Origin of the sequence: Streptomyces sp. MB09-01 (genome assembly GCF_033794505.1) — a bacterium.
Classification (GTDB): domain Bacteria; phylum Actinomycetota; class Actinomycetes; order Streptomycetales; family Streptomycetaceae; genus Streptomyces.
The window spans coordinates 11,901-37,495 of sequence record NZ_JARAYQ010000057.1 but is presented as its reverse complement, the minus strand read 5'-3'; the positions used below and the strand labels follow the sequence as shown (position 1 = coordinate 37,495).

The following is a 25,595-nucleotide window of genomic DNA, read 5'->3' as shown; positions in this document are numbered from 1 at the left end:
CCACCCCCGCCTTCGGCCCCGGCCGCCACCGCGGTGACCGGCAGCGGCAGCGCCGCCCCGACCCGGAATCCGCCGGTGGTACCCGGCCCGGCGGTGAACCGGCCGTGCAGCAGGCTGACCCGCTCGCGCATCCCGGTGATGCCGAATCCCGTGTTCCCGATGCCGTCGGGCGCCCCGCGCCCGTCGTCGACGACCTCCACGGTCAGCTCCTGTTCCCCGTATCCGATGGTGACCCGGCAGTGGTCGGTGCCCGCGTGGCGGACCACGTTGGTCAGCGCCTCCTGCACAATGCGGTACGCCGACAGGTCGATGTCGGGCGGGAGTTGGCGCTCCTCGCCCTCCCGCCGTACGTCGACCCGTACCCCGGCGGCGGCGGTCGTGGCCACGAGGGCGCCGAGGTCGGCCAGTCCGGGGGCGGGGCCGAGCGGCGCCGGCCCGTGGAGGCCGTCCGGCTGCGCCTGACGCAGTGCCACCAGCGTACGGCGCAGGCCCGACAGGGTTTCCCTGCTGGTGGCCTCGATGGCCTGCAGAGCGGCGCGGGCCTCCGCCGGCTGCGTCTCGATGACCCGGCTGCCCACACCGGCCTGGATGGCGATCACGCCGATGCTGTGGGCGACCATGTCGTGCAACTCGCGTGCGATGCGCAGCCGTTCCGCGGTCACCGCCTCGGAGACCTCCTTCGACCGCAGTTCGACCGTGTGCTCCCGGCGCTCGCGGAACCGCAGGCCGGTCATGTAGACGGCGCCCAGGGACAGGGAGGCGATCAGGCCGGTGCTCATCATGTCGTAGGGCCCGGCCGTCAGCAGTCCGACGGCCGGCAGCTCGATGACGACCACCATGGCGGTGGCGATGAGCGCGTCCCGCCGGGAGCGCGTGGCGACGATGAAGCCGAGCGCGAGGTCCGAGGCCATGAACACCAGGAACCGGCCCGGGGTGTGGTCCCTGCTGGCCCCCGCGACGAGCACGCCCCCGAGGAGGGTCAGGGTCAGCGCCACCAGGGGCCGGCGTCGCAGGAGTCCGAAGAGCGGGGTCACGGCGAGCAGCAGCACCGCCCCGAGAAGCGGCCCGGCCGCGTACGGGACGCCGCCGATCAACAGGCCCGGGATGAGGAGGTAGAGGACGGCTCCGCCCCACGCCGCGGCGGCCGACGCCGGTTTCGGCGCGGGGCCGTCGGAGGCCTGCACGCCTGGGCCTGCGCTCTCGGCGCTCTTCGCATTCCTGGGTGGGTTGTCCATGGCAAGACGGTAACCAGCGGGCCCGCGTGCGGACATCGGCCCCCGGGCTTACACCCCGGGGTGGTGTCGCCCCCGCGCTTGCCGCCGACGGCCCGATGTCCTGCGGCCGGGTCTCCCGGCAGGGTGGACCGCGTGATCGAGGTCAAGGAACTCACCAAGATGCACGGCGGCCGCGCCGCCGTCGACCGGCTGTCCCTCACGGCGGGGCCGGGGACGGTCACGGCGGTCCTCGGCCCCGCCGGGGCCGGCAAGACCAGTGCGCTGCGTCTGATTCTGGGGCTGGACTCCCCCACCGCGGGCACGGTCGTGGTGGGCGGCGTCCCGCTGCGCGGCCGCCCGCGCAGCCCGCACCAGGTCGGGGCCCTGCCGGAGCCGGCCGCGCTGCGCGGCCGGCGCACCGCGAGGGCCTGTCTGCGGGCGCTGGCCCGCGCCCACGGCATCGGGTCCGGCCGGGTGGCCGAAGTCCTCGCGGAGACGGGCTTGGCGCGGGAGCCGCGGCGGCGCGTCGCGACGTACTCCCCCGCGATGCGGCAGCGGCTGCGGATCGCCGCCGCGCTGCTCGGGGATCCGCCCGTGCTGCTGCTGGACGAGCCGCTGGCCGGGCTGGACGCCGAGGGGGTGCGGTGGGCCCGCCGGCTCCTGCGCACGCTGGCCGCGCAGGGCCGTACGGTCGCGATCACCGGCGAGCGGGCGACGGAGGCGGCTGACACCGCCGACCGGATCGTCGTCCTCGGGCGGGACCGGGTGGTCGCGGCGCAGTCCGCGGACAAGTTCGCCGCGCGGGGCGCCGCTGCCCGGGTCGTGGTGGGCACTCCGCGGGGCGCGGAGCTGGCCGCCGTGCTGGCGGCCGAGGGCGCCACGGTCGTCCGGGGCCGGAACCATGACCGGCGAACGGGCCACCGAGCTGGAGGAGCTGGGGATCGTGTGGGACCCGCCGACGCCGGCTTCGAGCAGAACCTCGGCGCAGCGCGGGCCTACTACGAGCTCCACGGCACCCTCGCCGCACCGCGGCACGCCACCGCGCTCGACATCACGATCGGGCAGTGGCTGACCAACGTCCGCCGGCCCGGCGGACTGGGCAAGGACCCCGCACGCGCGCAGCGGCGGGCCGCGGCGCTCGCCGCCATCGACCCGGACTGGAACCCGCGGACGCTCGGGGGGACCGTCGACCAGCAACACCACTACGCCTACCTCGCGCAGCTCCTCGCCTCCGGTGCGCGCCTGACCGCGATCGTGCCGGGAGTGACCCGGCACGGGGAGAACATCGGACAATGGCTCGCCACCCCACGACGGAACTGGAACGGCGGACGAGGACCACCTCCAGGACGTCACGGCTCCCCCACGCCGCCGCGAACCGCACCCCCTCGAAGGGGTGCCCGGGGCCGACCTCGGCGAGGTGCTCGCCGACCTGCCGGGACACCTCCGGGCGCAGAAGTACGGTCCGGCCGGCCGCACGCAGCCGGCCGCCGATGTCGTGGCGGGCGAGAATGAGGAGCCCGGGCGGGTCAGGGTGCCAGTCACAGCGCCGATGATCGCCTCGGTTGCATCCCTGCGGCGGACCTTGGTCCGCCCACGGTACGAAGGGTAATATTTGCTGGTCAGGGGCTTGATTGCGATCCCCTCCATCCCCGGGCACGTCAGTCCGGAACTCCAGCCACTCCCGCGCCTTGGCCAGGTCCGTCGTCATCGGCCACAGCGTCCCTACCTCACCCACCTCCTCGCCGAAGGTGCGCGCCTGACCGCGGTCGTGCCGGGGGTGACCCGCCACGGCGACGACATCGGACGCTGGCTCGCTTCGCAACGACGGGACTGGGACCGGCTGAACGAGGAGCAGCGGCGCCGGCTCGCCGAACACGGCGTGAAGAAGGCACCACGGGCCCGCGAGGCGGCGGCGAAGACGGCTACGGCGTCCGGTCCGCGCGCGGGCGGCGAAGCCTTCCAGAAAGGCCTTGAGGCCCTCATGCAATACATCGCACGGGAGGGCGCCCTGTCGAGGCTCGCCGGTGTGCAGGAGATGCCCGACGGGGACATCCACCGCGTCGGGGTGTGGCTCGCCAACCAACGCCAGCGCCGCGACCGACTCGACCGGACACAGCTCACCGCCCTCACCCACCTCGGCGTCGACTGGGCCTGACGTTGCTGGCGCAGCCCAGCCGTGGTTCGAAGAGCGGTCGAGCGCGCGGCTTGCGGGCTTGGCCTCGAGCGCAGAATGCCCTGTTTGCCTGGGCCAAAGTGCGAGGGCCCGTATGGCTGCCTACGGTCACTTCAGGTGATGACCGCTCGTCGCAAGGAGGCACGGGATGGTACCGGAAGCGTTGGCGGCACTTGCTGCCGCAGGGGGAACCGCCGTCGTACAGGCTGCTGGCCAGGATGTCTGGGACGGGTTCCGGCTGCAGCTCGCCCGCTGGTTCGGCCGCGGCGACGCCGACCGTGAACGCTCCGAGCTTCAGCGCCTGGACCAGACCTCGCAAGCCCTGCACAGTGCAGAAGGCGCAGAAGCCGAGGGCGTACGTGTCCGGCAGGAGGCAGCCTGGGCGACCCGCATCGAAAGCCTCCTGGAAGGCCTGGACGACCGCGAGCGCACAGGAGCCGCGAACGCGTTGCAGTCCCTACTCACCGAAGCTGGCCCTGGTGGCCGCCAGGTCACGGCGGGGCCAGGCGGCGCGGCTGCGGGCGGTGACATCACCGTAACCGCTGACGACGGATCAATCGCCGCCTGGTCGATCCATGGAGGAGCCCACATCGGCACCCCGCCCCAGCAGCAACCGCCGAGAGCCCAGGGAGACGACCCTTCAAGCCCTCACCCGCCGGATCCGTCCCAGGGCTGACCGGACCGGCAAGCACAAGCCCACCCACCGCAGTAGCCCCTGGCGGCGATCCTGATCCCGGCAGCCTCTCGATCCACGCAGTCGGCCAGAGCATCGCCGCGTACCGCATCGACCACCTCACCTACCACGCTCCCCCACGCCGGCCGGTGACTTGGCCGCACGTGGTCGGCGGGATGCCCCGGACGGCCGAATCTTTCCAGGACCGAGCCGCCGGCCGGGGGCTCGAAGCCCTGCTCGTCGGTGAAGAGACAGCCGCAGCGTGTCACGTCCTGACAGGGATGGGAGGTGTCGGCAAGACGCAGTTGGCTGCCCATCACGCCAGGCGTGCCTTGCAGGCCGGTCAGATCGACCTGCTCGTATGGGTCACCGCCACCACCCGCTCGGCCATCATCGACACCTACGCCCACGCTGCCGTGACCATCCTGGACGCCGACCCCGCAAACCCCCAAGCAGCCGCGACGGCTTTCCTGGCGTGGCTGGAACCCAAAGCCTCCCCTGCGCCAGCCCCCGCCAGCACCACTGGACAGGGCACACCGGGCAACCCAAGGTGGCTCGTCGTCTTGGATGACCTCACCGACCCCGCCGACCTGCGCGGTCTACGACCTCCCACGAGCCCCCGCGGCCGCACTCTCGTCACTACCCGCCGCCGCGACGCCGCACTCACAGGCCGCACCTGCCAACAGGTCTCGGTCGACCTATTCACCCCAAAGGAAGCCACCAATTACCTGGCCGAAGCCCTCACCGCACACGAACGCCATGAACCCGCCGAACAGCTCACCGCTCTCGCCAGGGACCTGGGGCACCTGCCACTGGCCCTGTCACAGGCCGCCGCCTACATCGTGGACACCGGCCTCGCCTGCACCGACTACCGGCAGCTGCTCGCCGACCGCACCACCACACTTGCCCAGGCACTGCCCGACGCAGCAGTCCTGCCCGACGACCAGACCACCACCACAGCCGCTGCCTGGTCGCTGTCCATGGACCGCGCCGACCGATTCCGCCCCGCCGGCTACGCCCTGCCCATGCTGCAGCTGGCATCCGTGCTCGACCCCAACGGCATCCCCCAATCCGTCCTCACCAGCCCGCCCGCTCTACAACACCTCGCTGCACGCCGCACACCCCACCATGACCCCGCCGACTCCCAGACAACGCCTCAGACCGCGATCGCCGCCCTACAGGCACTGCGCCGCCTCAGCCTGATCGAGTACGCCCCCGACAACGACCATCAGACGGTCCGCATCCATCAGCTCATCCAGCGCACCGTCCGCGACACGCTCCCCAACGACCAACTGGGTGAAGTCGGCCGGGCTGCCGCCGACGCCCTGATCGCCGCCTGGCCATCCGTCGAACGTGATCGGGATCTTGCCCAGGCCCTCCGTGCCAACACCGGATCCCTCACCCACCACGCAGGCGAGGCGCTGTGGCGGCCCCATGCTCACCCCGTCGTGGATCGCTTCGGCCAAAGCGTCGGCGAGTCCGGCCAAACCAGAGAAGCCGTGGCCCACTTCCAGGACGTGGTGAACAACTCAGAGCTGCGCCTCGGCCGGGATCACCCCGGCACTCTCGCCGCCCGCGACAACCTGGCCTATTGGCGAGGAAAGTCCGGTGATGCCGTCGGAGCGTTCGCAGCGCTTGCCGAGCTGGTGACTGACTATGTGCGGGTATTCGGTCCGGATCACCTCGACACACTCAGAGTCCGGGGCAGCCTGGCCCGGTGGCAGGGCGAGGCAGGCGACATGGAGGGCAGTGTTGCTGCGTTGACCGATCTAGTGGCGGACCGTACCCGCCTGCAGGGTCCGGACCACCCCGACACCCTCAGCACCCGGAACGACCTCGCAAGGACGCTGCCGGGTAGGGAGGGACTTGCCGCATGGGCCGAGGTGCTGACCGACCGGATTCGGGTGCTGGGCCCGGACCATCCCGACACGCTCGAGACCCGGCAGGACCTTGCCTTCTGGCGGGGCGCGGAAACAGAAGACGCGGCGAGTGCGGCTGCGGCCTTGGCCGATCTGTATGAGGACTACGTGCGCGTTCTCGGCCCTGATCATCCCCGGACGCTCAGCGCGGGGAGTTCATTCGCCTTTTGGCAGGGCACGGCAGGGGATGCATCCGGCGCAGCTGGCACCTTGGCAGATCTGCTGGAGCACCATGTGCGAGTGATGGGTCCTGATCACCCCGACACCTTCAGCACGCGGCGGAACCTTGCCCATTGGTTGGGCCAGGCGGGAGATGCGGCCAGTGCAATTGCCCTGTGGACAGAGGTACTGGAAGACCAGGAACGTGAGCCAGTTCTGGACCGTGACGACACCCTGATGGCCTTCAAGAACCTCATCGTCTTGCGGACCAAAGCAGGCGACAGGGCGGGTGTGGTCGAGGCGCAGGCCGGTCTGCTGGCAGAAGAAATGCGGAGGCTGGGGCCGGATCACCCCGACACCCTCTCCACCCGTTGGCACCTCGCCTATGCCCGGGGGGAGGCCGGGGACACAGCCCGCGCGTGTGCCGAGTTCTCCGATCTCGTGGACAGCCAAGTACGAGTACTCGGCCCGGACCATACGGAAACCCTGCGTACTCGACGTGAGCTCGCTCGATGGAGGGGCGAAGGGGGAGACGCCGCCGCCGCGGCTGCGGCGATGGCCGATCTCCTGGACGACTACATGCGAGTACTGGGGCCCGATCATGCGGAGGCCCTGCGTACTCGACGTGAGCTCGCTCAATGGTGGGGCGAAGGGGGAGACGCGGCAGCCGCGGCTGGGCCCGGACCATCCCGACACCCTCTCCGCCCGGGGACATCTCGCCTACTGCCGCGGCATGGCAGGCGACGCAGCCGGCGCAGCCACCGCCTTCACCGGACTGCTGGAGGACTACCTGCGGATCCTGGGACCCGACCACCCCGACACTCTCACAACGCACCAGGATTGCGCCCACTGGCGAGGCACCGCCGGCAACGCACCCGGCGCTGCCACCATCTGCGACGAGCTGTTGCAAACCTGCCTTCGTGTCCTGGGCCCCGACCACCCCCGCACCCTTGAGGTCCGGGCCGACCTCGCCCATTGGCAGCGCCGAGCGCGGGACGAGGCTGGATCGACCGCCACGCCTGACGCCGTGCGCGCAGGGCCAGAGCCCAAGGCCCTCAAGACGCAAAGCAGTCTCGCCCATCAGCGGGGCGTGGCGGGGGACCGGGCCGGCGCAGCCGCCGCGTACGCGGGACTGCTACAGGACCGTCTCCACGCATTGGGCCCGGACCATCCTGACACGCTCGAGGCCCGGGCCAGGCTCGCCTACTGGCTGGGCACAGCTGGCGATCCGGCGGGCGCAGCCACCGTCCAGGAGGAACTGCTGGAGAGCTGCCTTCGCACACTCGGTCCCGATCACCCCGACACGCTCACAACCTTGGGGATCCTCGCGCACTGGCGAAGCGAAGCGGGAGATACGGCGGGCGCAGCCGCCACGACGAAGCAACTACTGAAGGCGCGGGTGCGTGTACTGGGCCCGGACCACCCCGACACGGTCACAACCTGGGGACTTCTGGCCTCGCTCTTCAGTAGGGCAGGGGATCTGGCGGGCGCGGCCGCCGCCATGGAAGAACTCCTGGCCGAGCGTCTGCGCCTCCTGGGACCCGACCATCCAGACACCCTCGCCGCCCGAGGTCACCTCGCCTACTGGCAAGGCCTCGCAGGCGAGACCGCCGACGCTGCCGCTGCCTTCAGGCAGCTCCTGGAGGACTGCCTCCGGGTCCTGGGACCCGACCACCCCGACACACTCGCCACCCGAGAAGGCGCCGCCTACTGGCAAGCCCGAACCGACGAGGAAACCCGCTGAACCCCGATCACGAAGCCGACCTGCTTAGGATCTCTCACTTCCGTGTCACTACGCGACCTTCGCATATACCGCCCGGTGACACCGACACCCACAATCTCTCAGTGGACACCTGCGCCAGGTCCGACCTCCAGCCCGCTGACCAGCGCATCTGAGGAACACCGGGAGGGGCTCACCACCGTCACGCCACCCACTGACACGAAACCGAGAGATGGCACGCGGCCCCGCGGGATCCGGCGCTGATCGCGAAGTGGATCAGCTATCAGGTGATCAACACCGACCGGCAGGACTGGCGTCGGGGCGTGGAGGCCGCGTACCGCTACCGGCAGCGGGAGGAGCACCTCGACGTCCCGTACGAGCACGTCGGGGTTGAGGGGGCGTCCCCGCTGGGGCGGTGGCTGTCGGATCAGCGGCGGGCCTATCGTGCCGGGGCCATGACCGACGAGCGCGCGGCCGAGCTGGAGGGGCTGGGGGTCGTGTGGGTCACCGCCGACGCCGGCTTCGAGCAGAACCTCGGCGCAGCGCGGGCCTACTACGAGCTGCACGGCACCCTCGCGGCCTTGCGGGGCGCCACCATCCTCGACATCGCGATCGGGCAGTACCTCACGAACATCCGCCGCCCCGGCGGGCTGGGCAAGGACCCCGGCCGGGCCCGCCGGCGGGCCGCTGCGCTCGCCGCGATCGACCCCGACCGGAACCCGGGGACGCTGGGGTGGACGGTCGCCTGGCAGCGGCACTACGCCCAGCTCCCGGCCGAAGGAGCCCGCCTGACGGCCGTCGTGCCGGGCGTGACCCGCCACGGGGAGGACGTCGGCCGGTGGCTCACCACCCAACGCCGGGCCTGGGACCGCCTCAACGAGGAACAGCAGCACCGGCTCGCCACACTCGGCGTTACCAAGGCCCCACGGGCCCGCAGGGGCCCGGCGAAGACGGCAGCGGCGTCCGGGCCGCGTACGGGCGGTACGGCGTTCCAGAAGGGCCTGGAGGCCCTCCAGCAGTACATCGCACGGGAGGGTGCCCTGCCGGGGCGTACCGATGTGCAGGAGATGGCAGATGGGGACATTCGCCGCGTTGGGGTGTGGCTGGCCAATCAGAAGCAGCGCCGCGACCGACTCGACACCGGGCAACTGCGGGCGCGTGACATGCCCTGTGGAGTGCCACGTGTCAGCGGGCGGTGAGACGCTTGAACATCGGCATCAGGGAGGGGCGCACATGGCGATCGAGTGGGACCACATCACCCAGCCGCGGTTCGACCGGATCGCTTCCCCGGCTCGTACCAGGGGCGCAGAGCAGGCATCAAGCGGTCGTTTCAGGAAGGACTGGAGCACGCTCCTGATGACTGGGTGTTGGTCGTCCCCTGTGCGCTGACGCCGTCGGAGCGCGCGTTCGTCATGGGCCTGGGCGGGGGTGTCGAGCGGCCCAGGATCCGTGTCCTGGACCGTGCGTGGCTGGACAACAAGCTGGCGGCCTCGTTTGTCCGGGACGATCTACGGGAGGCAGCACGCGACTACGGGGCGGAGCTGGCGTTCTTGGCGGGCGGAACCGACGACATCGACCAAAGGGTCGGCGCCCTGGGCCGGCGGATCGATCGCCTCGATCTGCACTGGTCCATAGATGTCGCCTACCGCAACGGTGTGGTGGTCAAGACCCGGCGGCCGAAGCACCCCCGTGCACATCAGGGGAGCCCGATCTACTTCACCGTCCGCAGCCATCTGAAGGATGCCGATCCCGGCCTGACAGCGGCGGTACAGCGCGTCGTGGGATTCGGCACCGCTGAGGAACTCGTCTTCCCCGCATCGGTCATCCAGGAACTCAGCGTGCACGGCCCGGAGTGGCTTCAGATCGACGGTGAGAGCACCGAGGTAAGGATGTCGCGGCTGTCCCCCGCGCCAGGCGAGGGGCAGAAGGTCGAGCTGGTCTTCCTCGACAGTTCGGGCGGCACATGGTCCGGCGACGCACGGCCGGGACGAATTTCGCCTCAATGACCTCCGCGACCGCCTCGCCGGCGCGGACTGGGCCGACGACGAGGAGTTCACCGCGTACGGCCTCAACGAGAGCGAGACGGCTGAACTGCGTGCCTGGGCCCAGGACTGGGTGAGCGACCTCGACCAGCGCCTGCACGACCACGACGACGAGGCCTGACGGGGCCGGGTGTGAGGTACGCCATCCTCGGAGCCGGAGCCGGAGCCGGAGCCGGAGCGGCGTGCGTTCGCCGAGGCCACCTCCTGACCTCGACCCGCGCTTGAGCACCAGTTGCTCACCGGCATGTCCTCTTGGATCCCTAGTTGGCGCTGCATCAGGCCAACTGAAGGATCGGACCTGGCCCCCGCTGCGCCGCCCCCGGCAATCCGCGAAGTGGTGCGTCTCGGCGGAACTGAGTCTGTACTCAGCGGGAGCGGCGGGCGCCTCAACATGACCATGGGGGACGGGTGATAGCCGACGGCGATCTCGCACCGAACTCCGGCTCAGCGCCGCAGGCCGGACACACCACCCATGAGCTCTCTCTTCCCTGACCGCCGCTCCGGCACGAGAGTCGCGTCGCGTCCGGATCCAGTCCCGCCTCCTTGCCGGTGGGGCGGTCGGTTCCTGATGGAGGTCCGTCGAGACCGGCACTCGCCAGCTCACCATGAGAAGGGCACCAAGCCCCGCCGCACAGAGTGAGTACCGGTTCGGGGTCGACCGACGGCACTGTCGGACACGCTCCGTATGCTGCCGCCCATGAGCATGAACGGGGAATACCTGCGCGTCACGTCTGCCGAACTGGACCGGGCCCTGAAGGATCCCGAGTGGGCGTGGGATCTCGCCGAGAAGATTCAGGACGCGCAGGCGGAGGGTGAGCCTGCACCGGCCGAGGCGCGGCACTTCACCACACACCAGACATGGCACCTGCTCGGCTTCTTCCTGCAACGCTCGGCCTTCCCCGTCGACGTCGTCCACGGCGAGGAACCCCTCGCAACCGATGACTGGGGTTACGGACCGCCGCACTACCTGACCCCAGAGCGAGTACAGCTGGCCGCTGACACCCTGCACCGGACGACGTATGACCAGCTCATCAAGGGTGTCGACCCCTCCGAACTCACCAAGGCCGAGGTATACCCCCAGATCTGGGACTCGCCCGCCTCACTGGAGTGGGCCAGCGACCTCTTCACTCCCCTGACAGAGTTCTTCCGGGGCGCCGCATCCGCCGGTCACGCGATGTTGATCTGGATCGACTGATCCACCCGGGGCCAGCCCGAGGGTTAAACGACAAGTTGAGTACCTGTTCCTGAAGCCTGCTCGGTGGACGTGCCCCTGGACCATTCGGGCTTCGTCTCCCCGAACGGCAAAAGAGGTGCAGCTCCGTGGGCAGCAATCAGATTGAGTCGGAGTCACGTGTCCGGACAGCGCCCACTACGAGTGGTCAGTGACAGCTCGGAGGGGCGTCACAGCGCACTGGATACCCTCTCGGTATGAAAATCATGGTGGGAGGCATCGTTGTCGGGATGGGCTTTGGGGCGGTTACCTCGCTCGTCAACGCGCTTTCGTCGCCGTATATGGAGCTCGGGACGTCGTTCACGGGCACTGTCTGGGCCAAGGCTGCCAAGGTGCTCAGCCTGCTGATGGACGCGGGCTGGTCCTGGGCCGCGCTTGCGGTGGCGATGGGCTGGCTGGCCGGGACATGGGTCCGAGGTGCGCTGGTCGGGGCTCTGGCGCTGGTCGCTGCCACGGTGGCGTACTACGTGACGGATGCCTTCGTCTCGGGAGCCGGCACGGATATGGTCACCTGGTTGATGGTGGGCCTCCCGTTCGGACTGGTCCTTGGTGCGGTAGGTGCAGCCATCAAGCAGCCTGGATGGGTCGGCTTGCTTGCGGCGTTGACGGTTCCGGTGGGTGCGGCCGTGCAGATGGTCGTGATGCCGCCTCGGCCGCACCTCACCTTGACCCCGGCAATTGTTCTCGCCGAGGTCATCGTCTGGACGGCCGCTGTGCTTGGTGCCGGCTGGGCTGTCTACCGTTTCTGGGCCGAGAGGCGAGCGGCGCTATTTATGCAGCGCGTTCAGTCCGGCTGAGAAGTAGTGCGCCCGGAGGTCACGAGCAGGTTGTTGCGGAGTTTTTCCAGGTGAGGCGCCTGGTCATGAGGGTAATGGCCGCCCAAGTGATCAAGGTTTCGGAGTGCTGGACGAGGCGTTCGTAGTCGCGGCCGTGCCGGCGGGCGTGCATCATCCAGGCCCATGTTCGCTCGACGACCCAGCGGCGGGGCAGCACGATGAACCCGGAGGCGTCCTTGGGACGGCTCACGCATATTGATCGTGAGGCTGAGGTACTTCTTTGCCCAGGCACGAGCTTTCTGGCATAGGCGGTTCTGCCCAGACGATGGTGATCTCTGGATGCATCAGGCGGAGGCGGAAGAAGAATGTCCGGCCTGGACGCCGGTGCCGTCGTACAGCTCGGGATCCAGGGTGAGCAGGTAGCGGCCAGCGGGGAAGTCTGCCGAGAGGCGCGCGGCCTGAATGGTGTGGACGGCTGCCCAGGGGTGTCCGGCGCGCAGGAGCTCGGTGGCGGCCAGGGCGGCGGTGGTGTCGAAGGGCTGTAGCGCTACTGGCTCGGCCTCATCGGATAGGCCCTCCTTAGCCACATCCGCTTCGAGTCGTGCAACGGGGTATTCCCCCTGGTCTTTTTGGCGAGGGTGGCGGGTCGGATAGTGCCGGGGCCGTAGCGGACACGGGCCCGGTCGGTGACCGCTTCGATGGCCAGGGCGCGGCCGTCGCCGGGGTCGAGGTTGAGTTGCTGGGTGGCTTCGCTCGAGGGTCGGAGGTCTTGTGCACGCAGGCTGATGGCTCGGACACGGGCGCGCTGGAGGGCGAGCAGGTCGTAGAGCGATGCGCGCGGGTTCGCAGATTCCTGGGCGCGTTCGAGCAGGAGCTCATCGCTCATCAGGTGCTGAGCGAGCTGACAGTACTCGGTTCGCGAGGCTTGGTCATCACGGAACGGCGAGGTGCAGTGCGGCGTGCACGCCACGTGGGACCAAACCTGGCGCCAGGCTGTTTGCCTGGGTCATGCCCCCAGATCCTCCGTCACGGGCAGGCACTCGGCGAGCAGCTCGACGACGTCGCGCCATGCTCGCTGCGCGTGCTGTGGGTGGTAGCCGACGCCGGGGACCGCGGGGTGGTCGACCGGCGGGTGGTGGAAGGCGTGCAAGGCGCCGCCGTAGACCGCGAGGCGCCAGTCGACGCCCGCGGCCTGCATCTCGGCGGTGAACGCGTTCCGTTGCGCGGGCGGCATGATCGGGTCTTCCGACCCGACCCCGGCCCACACCGGGCAGCGAATGCGCGCTGCCTCGCCCGGTCGGCCCGTGGTTAGTGCGTTGACTGTCCCGATCGCGCGCAGGTTAACGCCGTCGCGCCCGAGTTCCAGCCCGACGGCGCCCCCGGTGCCGTAGCCGACGGCGGCGATCCGGTCGGGGTCGGTCCGCGGTTCGGTGCGCAACACGTCGAGTGCCGCATGGCCGATGCCCCGCATCCGGTCGGGGTCGGCGAGCAGCGGCATGCAACGGGCCAGCATCTCCTCAGGGTCGCCCAGATAGCGCCCGCCGTGAAGGTCGAAGGCCAGCACTACGTATCCCAGCTCGGCGAGAGCATCGGCCCGGCGGCGCTCGACGTCGCTGAGTCCCATGCCCTCTGGTCCGAGCAGCACCGCCGGCCGGCGGTCGACACCGGCCGGGAGCGCGAGGTGCCCGATCATCGTCAAACCGTCCGCCGGGTACTCGACCGTACGCGTCGTGATCGTCGTCATGAGACTGGACTGTAGTGATCGTCGAGCCCGGTTCGGTCGGTGTTCTGCCGCTGGCAGAACAGCGGCCGTGTCCCTCGTGTCCCTCTGAAATACGGGGGCCGAGCGCTCAGGGCTTCAAGATCATCTCGTTGCCCCTTTGGCGCGTACCTCGGTCACACCCCACCGACGTGCGGAACACCGCCGCCGCCTTCACCGTCGGCATCAATGGGCCACCACAGTCACGACAGAGCCGCGGCCCGGGATCGTCGTCCGTGACAACGACCAGCCTCAGCCAGGGCGCTCCATCCCTGCCCACGGGACCACCATAGGGGCCCAGTCAAGGCAAGCCGAAATCCCGTGAAGCCCACCTGCATGGCGTGGAATGATCTTGGCGACTGCTGACGAAAGGGAAGGCTGAAAACGTGTACGTACCGTCATCTGCACGAGCTCTCGATAATGACGAGCGTGAGCTCGTGGAGCTGGCACGCCGCACCATAGACGCGCATACGGACGCCGGGCCCGACGAAGACGGGATTCACACGATGGGGGCTGCGGTCATGGCCGCCGACTACCGGATGTTCGCTGGCGTGAACCTCTACCACTTCACCGGCGGACCCTGCGCCGAACTCGTGGCTCTGGGAGCCGCACGAGCCCAGGGCGCCCGCCAGATGCGCTGCATCGTTGCCGTGGGAAACCACGGGCGGGGGGTCATCGGCCCGTGCGGGCGCGATCGGCAGGTCTTCGTGGACTACTACCCCACCATGCGCGTCATCGTGCCCACGCCCGCGGGGCCCAGGTCCGTTCTCGCCGCCGACCTGATGCCGCTGACTCAGCGATGGACCCCGGAAGGCATGAACGGTCTCGACCCATCGCTCTACCAAGACCCCGAGACGGCCGGTCCCCCGATCATCCGGTTCAACCCCCGCTACCTTGAAGACGTCCGCTCTGGCGCCAAGACCAAGACCACCCGCTTCCGGGACCCGGCCCAGCTCGGGCCGGCACGGCTGGTGTTTGAGAGCGACCCCGAAGTCGTCCTGCCGGCAGAGGTGACCGGCATCAGGCACTGCCTGGTCAGCGACCTCACCAACCAGGACGCCCAAGCCGAGGGGCTGACGACCGCAACCGAACTCCGGGAAGGCCTCAAGGGCCACTACCCAGATCTGGCGGGAACCGACGAAGTCGACGTGATCACCTTCCAGATCAACGACAAGACAGGCGCCGCTTAAACCGCGGAGGCACCAGCGACGACCGGGACGACCGCAGCAGCGGAGAAGACGGCGCCAGCGAAGAAGACGAAGAAGACTCTGAAGCTGGTCGACGCATGATGACGCCCGACCGGTTGGGGTGGGATGCGGTTAAGGACCATGCCGGTGAGTTCTCGCTGCGGGGGTGGTCGCCCCCGCAGAGCAATCCGGCTATCCGGATGCTGATGAGTTGAGGGCACGAGTCAGCTCTCGGTTGGCTGCGCGAGCGGCCTCCAGCTCCTCCGTTCGCTCGTTGAGCTCCCCTTTCGTGTGGGCGAGATCTTGTTCTAGCAGCGTGATGCGTCGTGGGAGCTGGTCGATGTCGACAGGTGCCCGAGCCCGGAATCGGCCCAGACACTCTCGCCAAGCTGAGACGACAGTCGGTTCTCCAGCTGGCGAACCCGTGCTGCCAGTCGCTGGCCGCGTTCGAGCGCGTTCGCGAGGTCGGCTCAGTGCTCTTTGAGGACGAGCACGGGCTGCGGGCGACCGCGGCCGCGAACGAGTGGCTTCGCCTGCGGCCGACGGAGAACTGCCCGGCGCCCTCGTCATGGGGTACGTACGCGCGGATCCTGCGGGACTGGTTGGTGTCCGCCCAGCTGCATGGGGTGGAGATCCTGCACCGCACGGACACCGAGATGCGGACCTGGACGAACTGCTGGACTCGGTCCTCGGCGCGCAGTAGGCCCGGGTGGGCACCTGGCAGAACGACGACATGCGGCGGATCTCCGCGTGGGCGGCGATCTTTGCGGTCCCCACGATGGTCGCCGGCATCTACGGCCTGAACTTCGAGCACATGCCCGAACTCGGCTGGACCTATGGCTACCCCTCGCCGTCGGTCTCATGGCGATCGCGGCAGGAGCTCTCTACCGTGCCTTCCGCCGCAACGGCTGGCTGTAGCACCCGGCACTCAGCACCCGCCGGCCTGAGCCCTGTCCCGGCGACTCGCCGCAGACAGGGCGGCGGCCATCGCCGGGTCTCGGGAGCCGTCCAGGTCCACCTTGTCCGAAGAAGCCGGGTACTCGCGCGGCCTGGCTGACATGAGTGACGCCTCGCGGGAAAGCCGCAGGGTATGACACGCACACCGAAGCCAGGCCCGAGCCGGGAAGACGAACGTGGCGAAGGCGGTCGGGAGAGAACGGCGGGGCCGGATCCGCAGGTGGAGGAGCGGGCGCCCGACCAGCTCACCGAACTGCCGAAGCGGTCGTGGACGGCGGTGCTGCGCGGCACCGTGAAGGAGTTCAAGGACGACGAGCTCGCCGACCGGGCCGCGGCGCTCACCTACTACGGGGTCCTGGCCCTCTTCCCCGCCCTGCTCGTGCTGGTGTCCCTGCTGGGCATCGCGGGAGAGTCCGCGACGAAGCAGGTCCTGGACAACCTGCAGAAACTCACCCCCGGCTCGGCCCGAGACGTGATCAGCAACGCGGTGCAGCAGCTCCAGGGCAACGCAGGCATCGGCTCGCTCCTGGCGGTCGTCGGCCTGGCCGTCGCGATCTGGTCGGCGTCCGGTTACATCGCCGCGTTCATCCGCACCTCGAACGCCGTCTACGACATGCCCGAAGGCCGCCCCGTGTGGAAGGTCCTCCCGCTGCGCCTGGCCCTCACCGTCACGCTGATGGTCCTGGCCTGCGCCAGCGCGCTCATCGTCGTCTTCTCCGGCTCCCTAGCCCGGCAGGCCGGCACAGCACTGGGGATCGGGGGCACCGCCCTGACCGTGTGGTCGATCGCGAAGTGGCCGGTCCTGGTCCTGCTGGTCACGATCATGATCGCGATCCTGTACTGGTCCGCCCCGAACGCCAAGGGCCGCGGTTTCAAGTGGGTCACCCCCGGGAGTTTCCTGGCGCTGGTGATCTGGATGATCGCCTCGGCCGGCTTCGCGTTCTACGTCGCGAACTTCGCCTCCTACAACAAGACGTACGGCACTCTCGCGGGCGTGATCATTTTCCTGGTGTGGCTGTGGATCACCAACCTGGCCATTCTCCTCGGCTTGGAGTTCGATGCCGAGATGGCCCGCCAGCGCGCGATCGCCGGCGGAATGCCCAAGGATGAGGAGCCCTACGTCGAACCCCGCGACACACGCAAGTGGAGCGATGAAGACCGCCGCCGCCTCGAATGAGCGGCGCGTGAAACAAGCGCGGGCGGGGAAGCGGCGCAGCATGGAAATCCTGGATGTCCTGCGCAGCGGTGATCGTCGGCTGACGAGACGGATGGCCGCCTGGGACTCTGCCTGGGCCCGCCAGGTGCTGCCGCCGGTCGAGGACGCTGCCGAGCACACGAAGCTGTGGTGGGCCGCCGCCGTGATCATGACGGCCGGCGGGGGCTGGCGGGGACGCAAGGCCGCAGCAGCCGGCATCACGGCCATGGCCGTGGCGGAGCTGCTGTCGAACGGGGTCGCGAAACAGGTCGTGGAGCGGCGCCGACCGCCCAAAGAGTGGATTCCGCACGACGATGTCGAGGACCGGCCCGACAGCTCCTCCTTCCCCTCCGGGCATACCGCCGCCGCCGTGGCCTTCACGGCAGCCGTCGCGTCCTGCTGGCCGTGGGCCGGTGCCGCATGCGCCGTCCCGACCGTGCTGGTGGCCCTCGAACGGGTCCACAGCGGCGCGCACTACCCCTCCGACGTCGCAGCCGGCGCCGCCATCGGCCTGGCCGCGGCCGCCCTCGTCCGGGCAACACCCCACCTCCTGGTGCGCCGCGGCTTGGGATGACCACCGCCCCAAGGCGGGTGACCGGTTCCTTGCGGGGTAAGCGCGCCGTGACAACAGCGTGCACATCAACCAGGGAGGGGTCTGCCATGGCGGCGCGTTTCGAGGTCCGGCACCAGGCCGGCAAGGGCTGGCACTTCGTTCTGATCGCAACGAACGGGCAGGTCATCGCGACCAGCGAGCACTACGAGAGCCATCGGTCCTGTCTGAACGGCATCGACTCCGTCAAGCGCAACGCCGGCGCCCCCATCCAGGATGACACCGGCACCAATGAGGGCCGTTGACCGGCGCGGCACCCCACCGGCGATACGAACGGCGGCCATCGTGCAGCCATCACGCCATAACGGACGAAGCATGGGGAGAAAGTGAAGAGCAGATGAGAGCCGTTGGACGCCACCCGGACCCCGGCAGCACCGAAAAATCGGTGGGCGACCTCGTTTCACGGGCGTCGCAGCAGATTTCGGAGCTGGTCCGCGAGGAGATGCAGCTGGCCCGGGCGGAGATGACCCAGAAGGGCAAACGCTTCGGCGTGGGCGGCGGCCTGTTCGGCGGGGCCGGCCTGGTCGGCTTCCTGTCCGCGCAGGCCCTGGTCGGCGCCGTCATCGCAGCCCTGGCCCTGCTCCTCCCGGTGTGGGCTTCGGCCCTGATCATCGCTGCCCTGCTCGCGGCCGTCGCAGCCGGGATGGCCGCGGCCGGGAAAAAGCAGATCGCCAAGGCCGGCACCCCCGCACCGGAGCAGGCCATCGACAGCATCAAGGCCGACGTGGCCGAGATCAAGGAGGCAGCACACCGATGAGTACCCCTTCCCAGGGCAACAAGGAATCCGCGCCCACTCCCGAGGAGCTGCGCGAGCAGGTGGAGCACACCCGCGAGGAGCTCGGTCAGACCGTGGAGGCGCTGGCAGCCAAGGCCGACGTCAAGGCGCAGGCGAAGGAGAAGGCGGCCGAGATCAAGGAGCAGGCCGCCGAGAAGGCCACTCTGGTGAGCGACCAGATCCGGGACAAGGCGGTGCAGGCCACCCAGCTGGTCAAGGACAAGACGCCCGATCCGGTCCTGGACAAGGCGGCCCATGCCGCGACGCAGGTCCGCGAGGCCGCGGCCCGGGCCGGGCAGCTCGCCGCCGAGAAGACCCCGGACCCGGTCCGTGAGAAGGCCGAGGCGGCCGCGACCCTGGCTAAGGCCAACCGCACCCCCCTGATCGCCGCGGCTGCCGCGTTCGTCGTCTTCCTGCTCCTGCGCCGTAGCCGGCGGTGCCGATGAAGGCATCCAAGATCGCTACAAGCCGGTCGGCCTGGTGCTCGGTGCCGCGAGCGGCATGATCGCAGGCGCGGCCTTAAAGCAGGCGTGGAGGATGATCGGCCACGACGACGATGCCCCTTACGCCACCGCCGAGCACCGCACCTGGCAGGAAGTCCTGATCGCCGCATCCCTGCAAGGCGCGATCTTCGCCGTCGTCAAGGCCGCCGCTCGACCGGTCAGGCGCCGCCGCCACCCGGCGCCTGACCGGCACCTGGCCCGGCTGAACCGTCCAAGGGCGGCGCCGGCCTCCCCTCGAGGACCAACGCCGCCCGGCCCCCGTAGTCCGAAAACGATGGAGGAAGCCGTGGCCGCGCACCACGGGCTGCACGCCCTCACCGCCGCCGCTCTCGCCACTGCCGTGCTGGTCGCCCGCTGGCGGGCCACCCGCGCGGTCCGCAACACCCACGGCGCCAGCGCCGCCAAGGCCCCCTGGCGACGCACGGCGTCCCAACCCACCAGCGCAGACAGCGCCTTCGCTCGCGTGGCAGAGCTGCACACCTCGTTCCTGGATCCGCCCCTGCGGGAAACCGACGCCCACCTCGAGCAGTACTGGAACAAGCTCACCTCGCTGTACCCGCACCGCGACGGCGAGCGCCGTCACAGGTAGAAGCCGGGCGTCATCCCGCAGCCCGTCATCGACTCGCACCGGCCGACAGCTCCTCATCGGCAATGGACGCCACGCGGGCTGAGACCCGAGGCGGGTAGGGCACGCTGCTCTGGGCACACGAGACCCATGCACGGACAACACGCGCGTCCCACGAGCACTGTGTTCGGCCCAGCCCCCACAACCCCGACACCGCCACCCGGGCAAGTCGGCGCCAAGCACTCCCGCCGAGGCAAAATCACCGGCCGCCTGCGCCGCCGGCTCCTCGCGTACCGGGCGATCGACTTCCTCTCCACACACATCCCGGACCACTCCGGGCCGGGCGAGGAATGCCTGCTCCTTGTCCACGTCCGCCAGGTCGTCGGCCAAATCCACTACCAGATCTGCACCGACTGCGCCCAGGGTGTCATCACCGCCCTCGTCATCGACGAGCGTTTCCACAGCACCGGGCTGGCCAACCGAGCGCTTTCACACCTGCGCTCCCGCCACCCGGGCCTGGCCTGGTGCAGCACCCTGAACATGCGCACCACACAGGATCTCCTACGCCGGATGAGCATTCCCACCGTCCCCGCTGACACGCACTGTCCCCACGCCTCCCCGGCCGCTGCCTGACCCCGCGCTTGTCAGCGGCCGGCAGCGCCCAGCCGTTCCGCCCGAAACAGCGAAACCTCAAGGAGTAAGAAGGTGAAGGGCTTCCGCAGCTTCATCCTGCGCGGCAACGTGGTCGACCTGGCCGTCGGTATCGTCATCGGGGCAGCGTTCACCGCCGTGGTCAACGGCTTCGTCGGCGCCTTCCTGACACCGCTGGTCGGGCTGGCCACCGGCGCCACCGGCGACATGAACCGCAAAACCTTCACCGTGGGCGCCACCCAGTTCCCCTACGGCGCCTTCATCAACGCGGCGATCAGCTTCGTTCTCCTCGCCGGCGCCCTGTACTTCCTGGTCGTGCTGCCCATCAACAAGCTGCACGAGCGCCTCGCCCCGCACCACGATGTCCAAGCCCCCAAACGGGACTGCCCCGAATGCCTCAGCCCCGTCCCGGCCCAGGCCAGGCGCTGCGCGTCCTGCACCGTCCCCCTGCCCGCCGTACCCGCCCAGGCAGGAGAGATCACCCAGCGTGCCGGATAGCCGCCTGATGGACAGCACCAGCTGACTGGGCCTGACCGCGGCCCCGGATCGTCGGGCGCGCTCGGCTCGGGCCTGGTGGAGGGCGGCGGTCTCAGTGGCCGCGAATTCGCGGCGAGGCTGCAGGACGGCGTTGTCGATCGACGCGGACTGTTCGAGTTCCTCCGGTTTGGGGAAGGCCCACTTCTGGGCATTCCAAGGGGTGCCGGTGAGGTCGTCCTGCACGACTGAGTCCTCGCCCCCGGCCTAGATGTATTGCCCCGGGAGCTTGTGGCACAGGTGATGCGGGTCTTGGCTGAGGCATCTTGAACGGGTGAGGGCCTTCCGGGTTCGGTGTGGATTGCGACATCTCCACCGAACGACAGAAGGCCCTCATGCCCACCGTAATGCACCTCTGACCGAGACCGGACGGCTGCGCCTGGCCCACTGCGTGGTCGTGGACGGCTGGCCGTTGAGGCGGGCCGCCGAGCGTTTCCGGGCCTCGCCGACCACGGCCCAGCGGTGGGCGAACCGCTACCGCGCTCACGGCGAGGCGGGCATGCGCGACAGGTCCTCGCGCCCGCATGCAAGCCCGCGCCGGACCCCGACCCGCACCGAGCGCCGGATCATCCCGAGGACGGCGCGCCGTATCTGTACATCGCCAACGCGCGCGTAGTGCCGGGCGCGACCTGACCCGACCTGTCCCCCACTGCCCTCGGCGCCTGGGCCCCCGGCAGGGGCAAACCAGTACAGGACGGAAATGGGTGAACCCATCGGGGCAGTCGGGGATCGACTACCCAAACTGGTGATCGATTTTCAGCTGCCGGGTGGGTATGATCGCCGCCAGCAAGGCCGTAGCGCAGAGGTCGTCGCGCCCACGCATCGAGCTGGAGGACGTCGGTTCGAATCCGACCGGTCTTGCGTCTACTTCTGCAGTTCTCGTCTTCAAGTCGTGATGGACGCCGGGCACCGGCGAATGACCGGTGGAGTGGTGATGACACAGCCGACACCCGTACGGTGCCCCGCGATCGAGCACCCCGACCTGCCCCCGGCCGACCCGGCCGGCCTCGACCCGCTGCTCGCCCGGCTCGCCGCGGACCGGCCCGTTGAGACCGACGAGACCTTCCCGCTCGGCACCCTGCGCACCGACGGCCGCGTCGACCTCTGCAAGCAGGGACTCGGCCCGGTCGGCGCGGCCCGGCTGCTGCCGGCCGCGGCCGCGTCCGCGCACGCCACCCACCTGCTCCTCGGTACCAACGCCATCGGCGACGCAGGCGCCCGCACCCTGGCCAAGACCCTCGCCGACGGCCACGGACTGCACACCCTCTACCTCGGCTGCAACCGGATCGGCCCCGACGGGGTGAGCTCCCTCGCCGGCGCCCTCGCCGATGACACCACCGTCCGCGCCCTCTGGCTCAAGCGCAACCCGCTCTTCGGGGACGGCGCCCGCACCCTGGCCGCGCTGCTGCGCCGCAACACCGCCCTGCGCACCCTCGACCTGGTCAACACCGGGATCGGCGCCGACGGCGTACGCCTCCTGCTGGACGCCCTGCTGGACCGCGAGCAGCCCCTGGAACGGCTCTTCCTCGGGGGCAACGGCCTCGGCCCCGACGCCGCCCCGCTGCTCGCCGCCCTGATCCGGGAGGCCGGTGTCCGCGAGCTGTACGTCCCCGCCAACCACCTCGGCAACGAGGGCGCCGCATCCCTCGCCAGCGCCGCGGCCGCCTCCCCGCAGCCGGTCCGCCTCGGGCTCGGCGGCAACGGCATCGGCGCCGCCGGAGCGCGTTCCCTGGCCGCCTCCCTCGGCGGCATCGAGGCCCTGGACCTCGGCCGGACCATGTCCGAGCGCAGCCTCGGATCCCCCGGCAACCACCCCGGCGACGAAGGGGCGTACGCCCTGGCCGCCGCCCTCCCCGGCAGCCCCCTGCGCCGACTGGAGCTGCGCCACACCGGCCTCACCGGGCGCGGTGCGAAGAGCCTGCTCACGGCGGTGCCCGCCGACAGCCCCCTGGAGTACGTCGGCCTGGGCCCCGGCCTGCCCCGCCGCGTGAAACGCTCCTTCACCGAACGGCTCCGCCCCGCCCGGGCGGCCCACCCGGACCTGCGCGCCATCGGCAGTGTGTACCGGTGAGCCTGGCGAACGCCGAACTGCCCGGCGGCTTCAGGCCGGAGGACGGCCCGGCATGGCAGCGGATCCGCCGCTACGCCGTGCCCGGCTGGATGATCGAGCAGGCCACCGCGCACCGGCTGGCCGGTGACTGGCGGGCGGCCTGCGCAGCCGCCGCCGTGGACGTCGGCTTCGAGCTGCCCGAGCTCGAGGCCCGCTACGGCGCCGCCGTCGCCGAAGCCGTGGCCGAGGACCTGCGGCACCTCGCCCCGGACCTGCTGCGCTGGCACCTGCCGCGGCTCCTGGGCGGCCGCACCACCATCGCCCCCGCACTGCGGATCCTGCTCGCCTCCTACGGCGGCCCCGGCGGTCCGACCCTGTCGGTCACCACACCCCTCATGACCGAAGGCGCGCAGCGGCTGCGCCTGCGCTGCGCGCCGGTCGTCGCCAAGAAGTGGAACCTGTACGCGGGGCGTGGCTTCGTCTCGGAGGACTGGACCGCAGCCCGGCCGTTCTGGGACGCCCGGTGCGCGTCCGAACTGGGCTCCCGCTTCGCCGACCCTGACGGCCTCGCCGAGCGGATCGCCCGGCTGCGGGCCGAAGGGGACACGGTCGGGGCCTACGCGGCGGCGGGCGTCGAATGCGACCTGACCGCCCCCACTCCGCAGCCGTACCAGCGCCCCGCGGACCCGAAGGCCCTGTTCGAACAGATGCCGATCGACCTCACCCGGCTCGTACCGGAGGTGGCGCGGCTCGTGGCGGCCGGAGCGGGCGACCGGTACCGGATCGCGGCCAACTGGCGCTCCTACCTCCTGCTGGAACACGCCGGACCCGACGGGCTCCGGGCCCGGATCATCGAACAGGCCGAGGCACTCGCCGTCCCGCCCCTGCCCCGGTACGTCTGGCAGCGCCTCCCCGATCTCGAACTGGTACGGACCGGCCGGATCACCCCGCGCGAGCTGCACCCGCTGGTGGCCGCCGCGCTGTTCCCCGGCGCCGCACCCGCCGTGGGTCCGCCCGGCCCCGACACGGGCAGACCGGTACGGGTGCGCTGCCGCGGCGGATGGCACGAGGTGCGCTCGCTGGGCGGCGTACTCGACGTGCCGCACACCCCCGAGGAGCAGCAACGGGAGCGCGCCATGCGGGCGTTCGGCGGCGCGGTCTCGGGGTGCTTCGCCGTGCAGCAGACCTGGACCACGGGCGAGGGGCGGCTGCCGCGTGCCCTCCAGGCCCAGCGGCACGAGCTCTTCCTTCGCGTCCAGCACGGCGACAACCCCGGTGTGGTGGCACTGCTGGACGCGGGTGTGGACCCCCGGATCCGGGACGCCCGCGGCCGCGGGCTGCTGCACGCACTCCACCTGCTCGACCACGAGGCGCTGCTGCCCCGGCTGCTGGCGGCCGGACTCGACCTGGAGGCGCGGGACAAGGCGGAGCGCACCCCGTTGCTGTCCGCGGTGCACTGGGGCGGTTCGGCGGACCTGGTCAGAGCCCTGCTGGCGGCCGGCTCACGGATCGACGTCATCGACGAGATGGAACTGTCGCTGTCCCAGGAGATCCGCCGCTACAAGCGCACCGACCTCACCTTCTTGCGGGACCGCGTCGACGAGGAGTTCCCCGAGATCGGCGCCGACTGGTTCGACGAGCACATGGAATACCGCGCGGAAGACGAGGACGACGAGAACGACGAGGACGAGGACGCATGAGTGCGACCCAGCCGCAGCCCGCCCGGGTCCTGGCCGCCGCCGACGCCCTGGGCGCCCGGCTGAGCGCCACCCGCACGGAACCCGCCACCAACCCCCAACTGGAGGCGCTGGCCTTGGCCGTGACGGCCAATCAGCCCGTCCTCCTGTGGGGTGAGCCGGGCATCGGAAAGTCCGCCGGCATGGAGCAGCTCGCCACCGCGCTCGGCGTACGGCTGGAGACCGTCATCGCCAGCGTCCACGAGCCCTCCGACTTCGCCGGGCTGCCCATCGTCGGCGAGGACCCGGCCACCACGGGTGTCCCGATGGCCCCGCCGGACTGGGCGGTACGCCTCGCCCGCACCGGCCACGGGCTGCTGTTCTTCGACGAGCTGTCCTCCGCTCCCCCGGCCGTGCAGGCGGCCCTGCTGCGCGTGGTCCTGGAACGCCGGGTCGGCAGCCTCGAACTCCCGGCGGCGGTACGGATCGTCGCCGCGGCCAATCCGCCCGCCAGCGCCGCGGACGGCTGGCACCTCAGCCCGCCGCTCGCCAACCGCTTCGTCCACCTCGACTGGACGCACAACCCGCGCACCGTGGCCCGCGGCATGTCCGGCACCTGGCCCGAGGTGGCGATCCCGGCCGTCGATCCCGCGAAGGCCTCCGGGTCGGTCGCCCGGGCCCGCGGCGCCGTCTCCGGCTTCCTCACCGCCCGGCCGGGCCTGGTCCACCACATGCCGGCCGAGGCGGCCGGACGGGGCCGCGGCTGGCCCTCCCCGCGTACCTGGGAGATGGCCCTGCGGCTGCTGGCCACGGGGTACGCGGCCTCGACGGGCCGGGAGGCGCTGGCCGCCGCGCTCACCGGCGCCGTGGGTGAAGCCGCCGGGATCGAACTGCTCTCGTACCTCGAACACCTCGACCTGCCCGACCCGGACCGGGTGCTGGCCGACCCGGACGCCTTCGCCCTGCCCGAGCGCGGGGACCGGCAGCTGGCCTTCCTCATCGCCGTGGTCGCGGCCGTGCAGAGCGAGCTCACCCGCCCCCGATGGGAGGCCGGCTGGGCGGTCCTCGCCAAGGCCGTGGACGCGGGCGTGCCCGACGTCGCCGCCCGCGCCGCCGCCGACCTCGCCGCAATGCGCGACCTCGACTGGCCGGTGCCCGCCGGCATCGACGCCTTCGTGGAACTGCTCCAGCTGTCCGGCTCGCTGCCGGGCGGCGACTGAGCCCGG

24 protein-coding genes and 5 pseudogenes are annotated in these 25,595 nt (G+C 70.6%); 25 read left to right on the top strand and 4 right to left on the bottom strand.

From position 1 onward, the window contains the following. Positions 1-1,235 (bottom strand): sensor histidine kinase (locus PV721_RS14920; protein ID WP_319724202.1); only part of this gene is annotated, 1,235 nt, incomplete at its 3' end. A 132-nt stretch (positions 1,236-1,367) separates the two neighbouring features. Here PV721_RS14920 and PV721_RS14915 point away from each other — a divergent pair. From PV721_RS14915 to PV721_RS14875, 9 genes are all read left to right on the top strand, one after another. Then, complete coding sequence (locus PV721_RS14915) at positions 1,368-2,726, top strand: ATP-binding cassette domain-containing protein (protein ID WP_319724200.1); 1,359 nt, start codon at positions 1,368-1,370, stop codon at positions 2,724-2,726. A 115-nt stretch (positions 2,727-2,841) separates the two neighbouring features. Continuing rightward, positions 2,842-3,369, top strand: coding sequence for a helicase associated domain-containing protein (locus tag PV721_RS14910; RefSeq protein ID WP_319724198.1), 528 nt, complete (start codon positions 2,842-2,844; stop codon positions 3,367-3,369). A 166-nt stretch (positions 3,370-3,535) separates the two neighbouring features. Further along, complete coding sequence (locus tag PV721_RS14905; RefSeq protein ID WP_319724196.1) at positions 3,536-4,063, top strand: hypothetical protein; 528 nt, start codon at positions 3,536-3,538, stop codon at positions 4,061-4,063. 278 nt (positions 4,064-4,341) lie between these two features. Beyond that, complete coding sequence (locus PV721_RS14900) at positions 4,342-7,092, top strand: tetratricopeptide repeat protein (protein WP_319724194.1); 2,751 nt, start codon at positions 4,342-4,344, stop codon at positions 7,090-7,092. Beyond that, on the top strand, positions 7,028-7,882 hold the full coding sequence (locus PV721_RS14895; protein ID WP_416371103.1) for a tetratricopeptide repeat protein: 855 nt from the start codon (positions 7,028-7,030) through the stop codon (positions 7,880-7,882). The genes PV721_RS14900 and PV721_RS14895 overlap by 65 nt, the downstream gene beginning before the upstream one ends. Positions 7,883-8,145: 263 nt before the next feature. Next, positions 8,146-9,057: a helicase associated domain-containing protein gene (locus PV721_RS14890; protein WP_319724190.1), complete on the top strand. Its 912-nt coding sequence runs from the start codon at positions 8,146-8,148 to the stop codon at positions 9,055-9,057. A gap of 165 nt (positions 9,058-9,222) precedes the next feature. Then, positions 9,223-9,864, top strand: a complete 642-nt coding sequence (locus PV721_RS14885) for a hypothetical protein (protein WP_319724188.1) — start codon at positions 9,223-9,225, stop codon at positions 9,862-9,864. Between the two features lie 733 nt (positions 9,865-10,597). Further along, a complete protein-coding gene (locus PV721_RS14880; protein WP_319724186.1) occupies positions 10,598-11,095 on the top strand; it encodes a YfbM family protein in 498 nt (165 codons plus the stop codon). A 233-nt stretch (positions 11,096-11,328) separates the two neighbouring features. Continuing rightward, positions 11,329-11,928 (top strand): hypothetical protein, encoded by a 600-nt coding sequence (locus PV721_RS14875; RefSeq protein ID WP_319724184.1) that lies wholly within the window; start codon positions 11,329-11,331, stop codon positions 11,926-11,928. Between the two features lie 49 nt (positions 11,929-11,977). On the opposite strand, the pseudogene PV721_RS43900 reads toward PV721_RS14875, so the two are convergent. The 3 genes and pseudogenes from PV721_RS43900 to PV721_RS14855 all read right to left on the bottom strand — a co-directional run. Further along, positions 11,978-12,267 (bottom strand): annotated as a pseudogene (locus PV721_RS43900) (transposase); the annotation flags it as partial. Next, on the bottom strand, positions 12,252-12,494 hold the full coding sequence (locus tag PV721_RS14865; RefSeq protein ID WP_319724182.1) for a hypothetical protein: 243 nt from the start codon (positions 12,492-12,494) through the stop codon (positions 12,252-12,254). The pseudogene PV721_RS43900 and the gene PV721_RS14865, both read right to left, overlap by 16 nt. 419 nt (positions 12,495-12,913) lie before the next feature. Beyond that, entirely contained in the window at positions 12,914-13,651 is a 738-nt protein-coding gene (locus tag PV721_RS14855; protein WP_319724181.1) for a dienelactone hydrolase family protein, read from the bottom strand. A gap of 452 nt (positions 13,652-14,103) precedes the next feature. Here PV721_RS14855 and PV721_RS14850 point away from each other — a divergent pair, with 452 nt between their 5' ends. The 16 genes and pseudogenes from PV721_RS14850 to PV721_RS14775 all read left to right on the top strand — a co-directional run bounded on the left by PV721_RS14850 (position 14,104) and on the right by PV721_RS14775 (position 25,589). Then, on the top strand, positions 14,104-14,856 hold the full coding sequence (locus tag PV721_RS14850; protein ID WP_319724179.1) for an ASCH domain-containing protein: 753 nt from the start codon (positions 14,104-14,106) through the stop codon (positions 14,854-14,856). A 661-nt stretch (positions 14,857-15,517) separates the two neighbouring features. Then, positions 15,518-15,771, top strand: a pseudogene (locus PV721_RS14845) (CorA family divalent cation transporter); the annotation flags it as partial. Between the two features lie 172 nt (positions 15,772-15,943). Next, positions 15,944-16,987, top strand: coding sequence for a YihY/virulence factor BrkB family protein (locus tag PV721_RS14840; RefSeq protein WP_319724177.1), 1,044 nt, complete (start codon positions 15,944-15,946; stop codon positions 16,985-16,987). Positions 16,988-17,027: 40 nt separating this feature from the next. After that, positions 17,028-17,579: a phosphatase PAP2 family protein gene (locus PV721_RS14835; protein ID WP_319724175.1), complete on the top strand. Its 552-nt coding sequence runs from the start codon at positions 17,028-17,030 to the stop codon at positions 17,577-17,579. A gap of 86 nt (positions 17,580-17,665) precedes the next feature. Beyond that, the gene (locus PV721_RS14830) at positions 17,666-17,860 is read left to right on the top strand and encodes a YegP family protein (RefSeq protein ID WP_319724174.1); all 195 of its coding nucleotides are present in this window, start codon (positions 17,666-17,668) and stop codon (positions 17,858-17,860) included. Positions 17,861-17,952: 92 nt separating this feature from the next. Further along, a complete protein-coding gene (locus PV721_RS14825) occupies positions 17,953-18,372 on the top strand; it encodes a phage holin family protein (RefSeq protein ID WP_319724173.1) in 420 nt (139 codons plus the stop codon). Beyond that, positions 18,369-18,836, top strand: coding sequence for a DUF3618 domain-containing protein (locus tag PV721_RS14820; protein WP_319724171.1), 468 nt, complete (start codon positions 18,369-18,371; stop codon positions 18,834-18,836). Before PV721_RS14825 ends, PV721_RS14820 begins: the two co-directional genes overlap by 4 nt. Continuing rightward, a pseudogene (locus PV721_RS14815) lies at positions 18,833-19,099 on the top strand (DUF4235 domain-containing protein). The gene PV721_RS14820 and the pseudogene PV721_RS14815 overlap by 4 nt, the downstream one beginning before the upstream one ends. 68 nt (positions 19,100-19,167) lie before the next feature. Next, positions 19,168-19,482 carry a hypothetical protein gene (locus tag PV721_RS14810; RefSeq protein WP_319724169.1) on the top strand — a complete coding sequence of 105 codons (315 nt, stop codon included), beginning with the start codon at positions 19,168-19,170 and terminating at the stop codon, positions 19,480-19,482. Between the two features lie 159 nt (positions 19,483-19,641). Next, positions 19,642-20,091 carry a hypothetical protein gene (locus tag PV721_RS14805; RefSeq protein WP_319724167.1) on the top strand — a complete coding sequence of 150 codons (450 nt, stop codon included), beginning with the start codon at positions 19,642-19,644 and terminating at the stop codon, positions 20,089-20,091. Between the two features lie 72 nt (positions 20,092-20,163). Next, the gene (mscL, locus tag PV721_RS14800; protein ID WP_319724164.1) at positions 20,164-20,607 is read left to right on the top strand and encodes a large conductance mechanosensitive channel protein MscL; all 444 of its coding nucleotides are present in this window, start codon (positions 20,164-20,166) and stop codon (positions 20,605-20,607) included. 337 nt (positions 20,608-20,944) lie between these two features. Beyond that, a pseudogene (locus PV721_RS14795) lies at positions 20,945-21,232 on the top strand (leucine zipper domain-containing protein); the annotation flags it as partial. A 199-nt stretch (positions 21,233-21,431) separates the two neighbouring features. After that, positions 21,432-21,504 (top strand): annotated as a pseudogene (locus PV721_RS14790). Positions 21,505-21,577: 73 nt separating this feature from the next. After that, positions 21,578-22,714, top strand: a complete 1,137-nt coding sequence (locus tag PV721_RS14785; RefSeq protein ID WP_319724163.1) for a gala protein — start codon at positions 21,578-21,580, stop codon at positions 22,712-22,714. Continuing rightward, positions 22,711-24,393 carry an ankyrin repeat domain-containing protein gene (locus tag PV721_RS14780; RefSeq protein ID WP_319724160.1) on the top strand — a complete coding sequence of 561 codons (1,683 nt, stop codon included), beginning with the start codon at positions 22,711-22,713 and terminating at the stop codon, positions 24,391-24,393. The genes PV721_RS14785 and PV721_RS14780 overlap by 4 nt, the downstream gene beginning before the upstream one ends. Next, positions 24,390-25,589, top strand: a complete 1,200-nt coding sequence (locus tag PV721_RS14775; RefSeq protein WP_319724158.1) for an AAA family ATPase — start codon at positions 24,390-24,392, stop codon at positions 25,587-25,589. The genes PV721_RS14780 and PV721_RS14775 overlap by 4 nt, the downstream gene beginning before the upstream one ends. Positions 25,590-25,595: the final 6 nt, after the last annotated feature.

Excerpts from the sequence above, each read along its gene's own strand:
- PV721_RS14830 (WP_319724174.1), top strand. The coding sequence starts at position 17,666 with ATGGCGGCGCGTTTCGAGGTCCGGCACCAGGCCGGCAAGGGCTGGCAC.
- PV721_RS14880 (WP_319724186.1), top strand. The coding sequence starts at position 10,598 with ATGAGCATGAACGGGGAATACCTGCGCGTCACGTCTGCCGAACTGGAC.
- PV721_RS14810 (WP_319724169.1), top strand. The coding sequence starts at position 19,168 with ATGGAGGAAGCCGTGGCCGCGCACCACGGGCTGCACGCCCTCACCGCC.
- PV721_RS14825 (WP_319724173.1), top strand. The coding sequence starts at position 17,953 with ATGAGAGCCGTTGGACGCCACCCGGACCCCGGCAGCACCGAAAAATCG.
- PV721_RS14835 (WP_319724175.1), top strand. The coding sequence starts at position 17,028 with ATGGAAATCCTGGATGTCCTGCGCAGCGGTGATCGTCGGCTGACGAGA.
- PV721_RS14905 (WP_319724196.1), top strand. The coding sequence starts at position 3,536 with ATGGTACCGGAAGCGTTGGCGGCACTTGCTGCCGCAGGGGGAACCGCC.
- PV721_RS14875 (WP_319724184.1), top strand. The coding sequence starts at position 11,329 with ATGAAAATCATGGTGGGAGGCATCGTTGTCGGGATGGGCTTTGGGGCG.
- PV721_RS14900 (WP_319724194.1), top strand. The coding sequence starts at position 4,342 with ATGGGAGGTGTCGGCAAGACGCAGTTGGCTGCCCATCACGCCAGGCGT.
- PV721_RS14855 (WP_319724181.1), bottom strand. The coding sequence starts at position 13,651 with ATGACGACGATCACGACGCGTACGGTCGAGTACCCGGCGGACGGTTTG.
- PV721_RS14820 (WP_319724171.1), top strand. The coding sequence starts at position 18,369 with ATGAGTACCCCTTCCCAGGGCAACAAGGAATCCGCGCCCACTCCCGAG.
- PV721_RS14775 (WP_319724158.1), top strand. The coding sequence starts at position 24,390 with ATGAGTGCGACCCAGCCGCAGCCCGCCCGGGTCCTGGCCGCCGCCGAC.
- PV721_RS14840 (WP_319724177.1), top strand. The coding sequence starts at position 15,944 with ATGACACGCACACCGAAGCCAGGCCCGAGCCGGGAAGACGAACGTGGC.
- PV721_RS14785 (WP_319724163.1), top strand. The coding sequence starts at position 21,578 with ATGACACAGCCGACACCCGTACGGTGCCCCGCGATCGAGCACCCCGAC.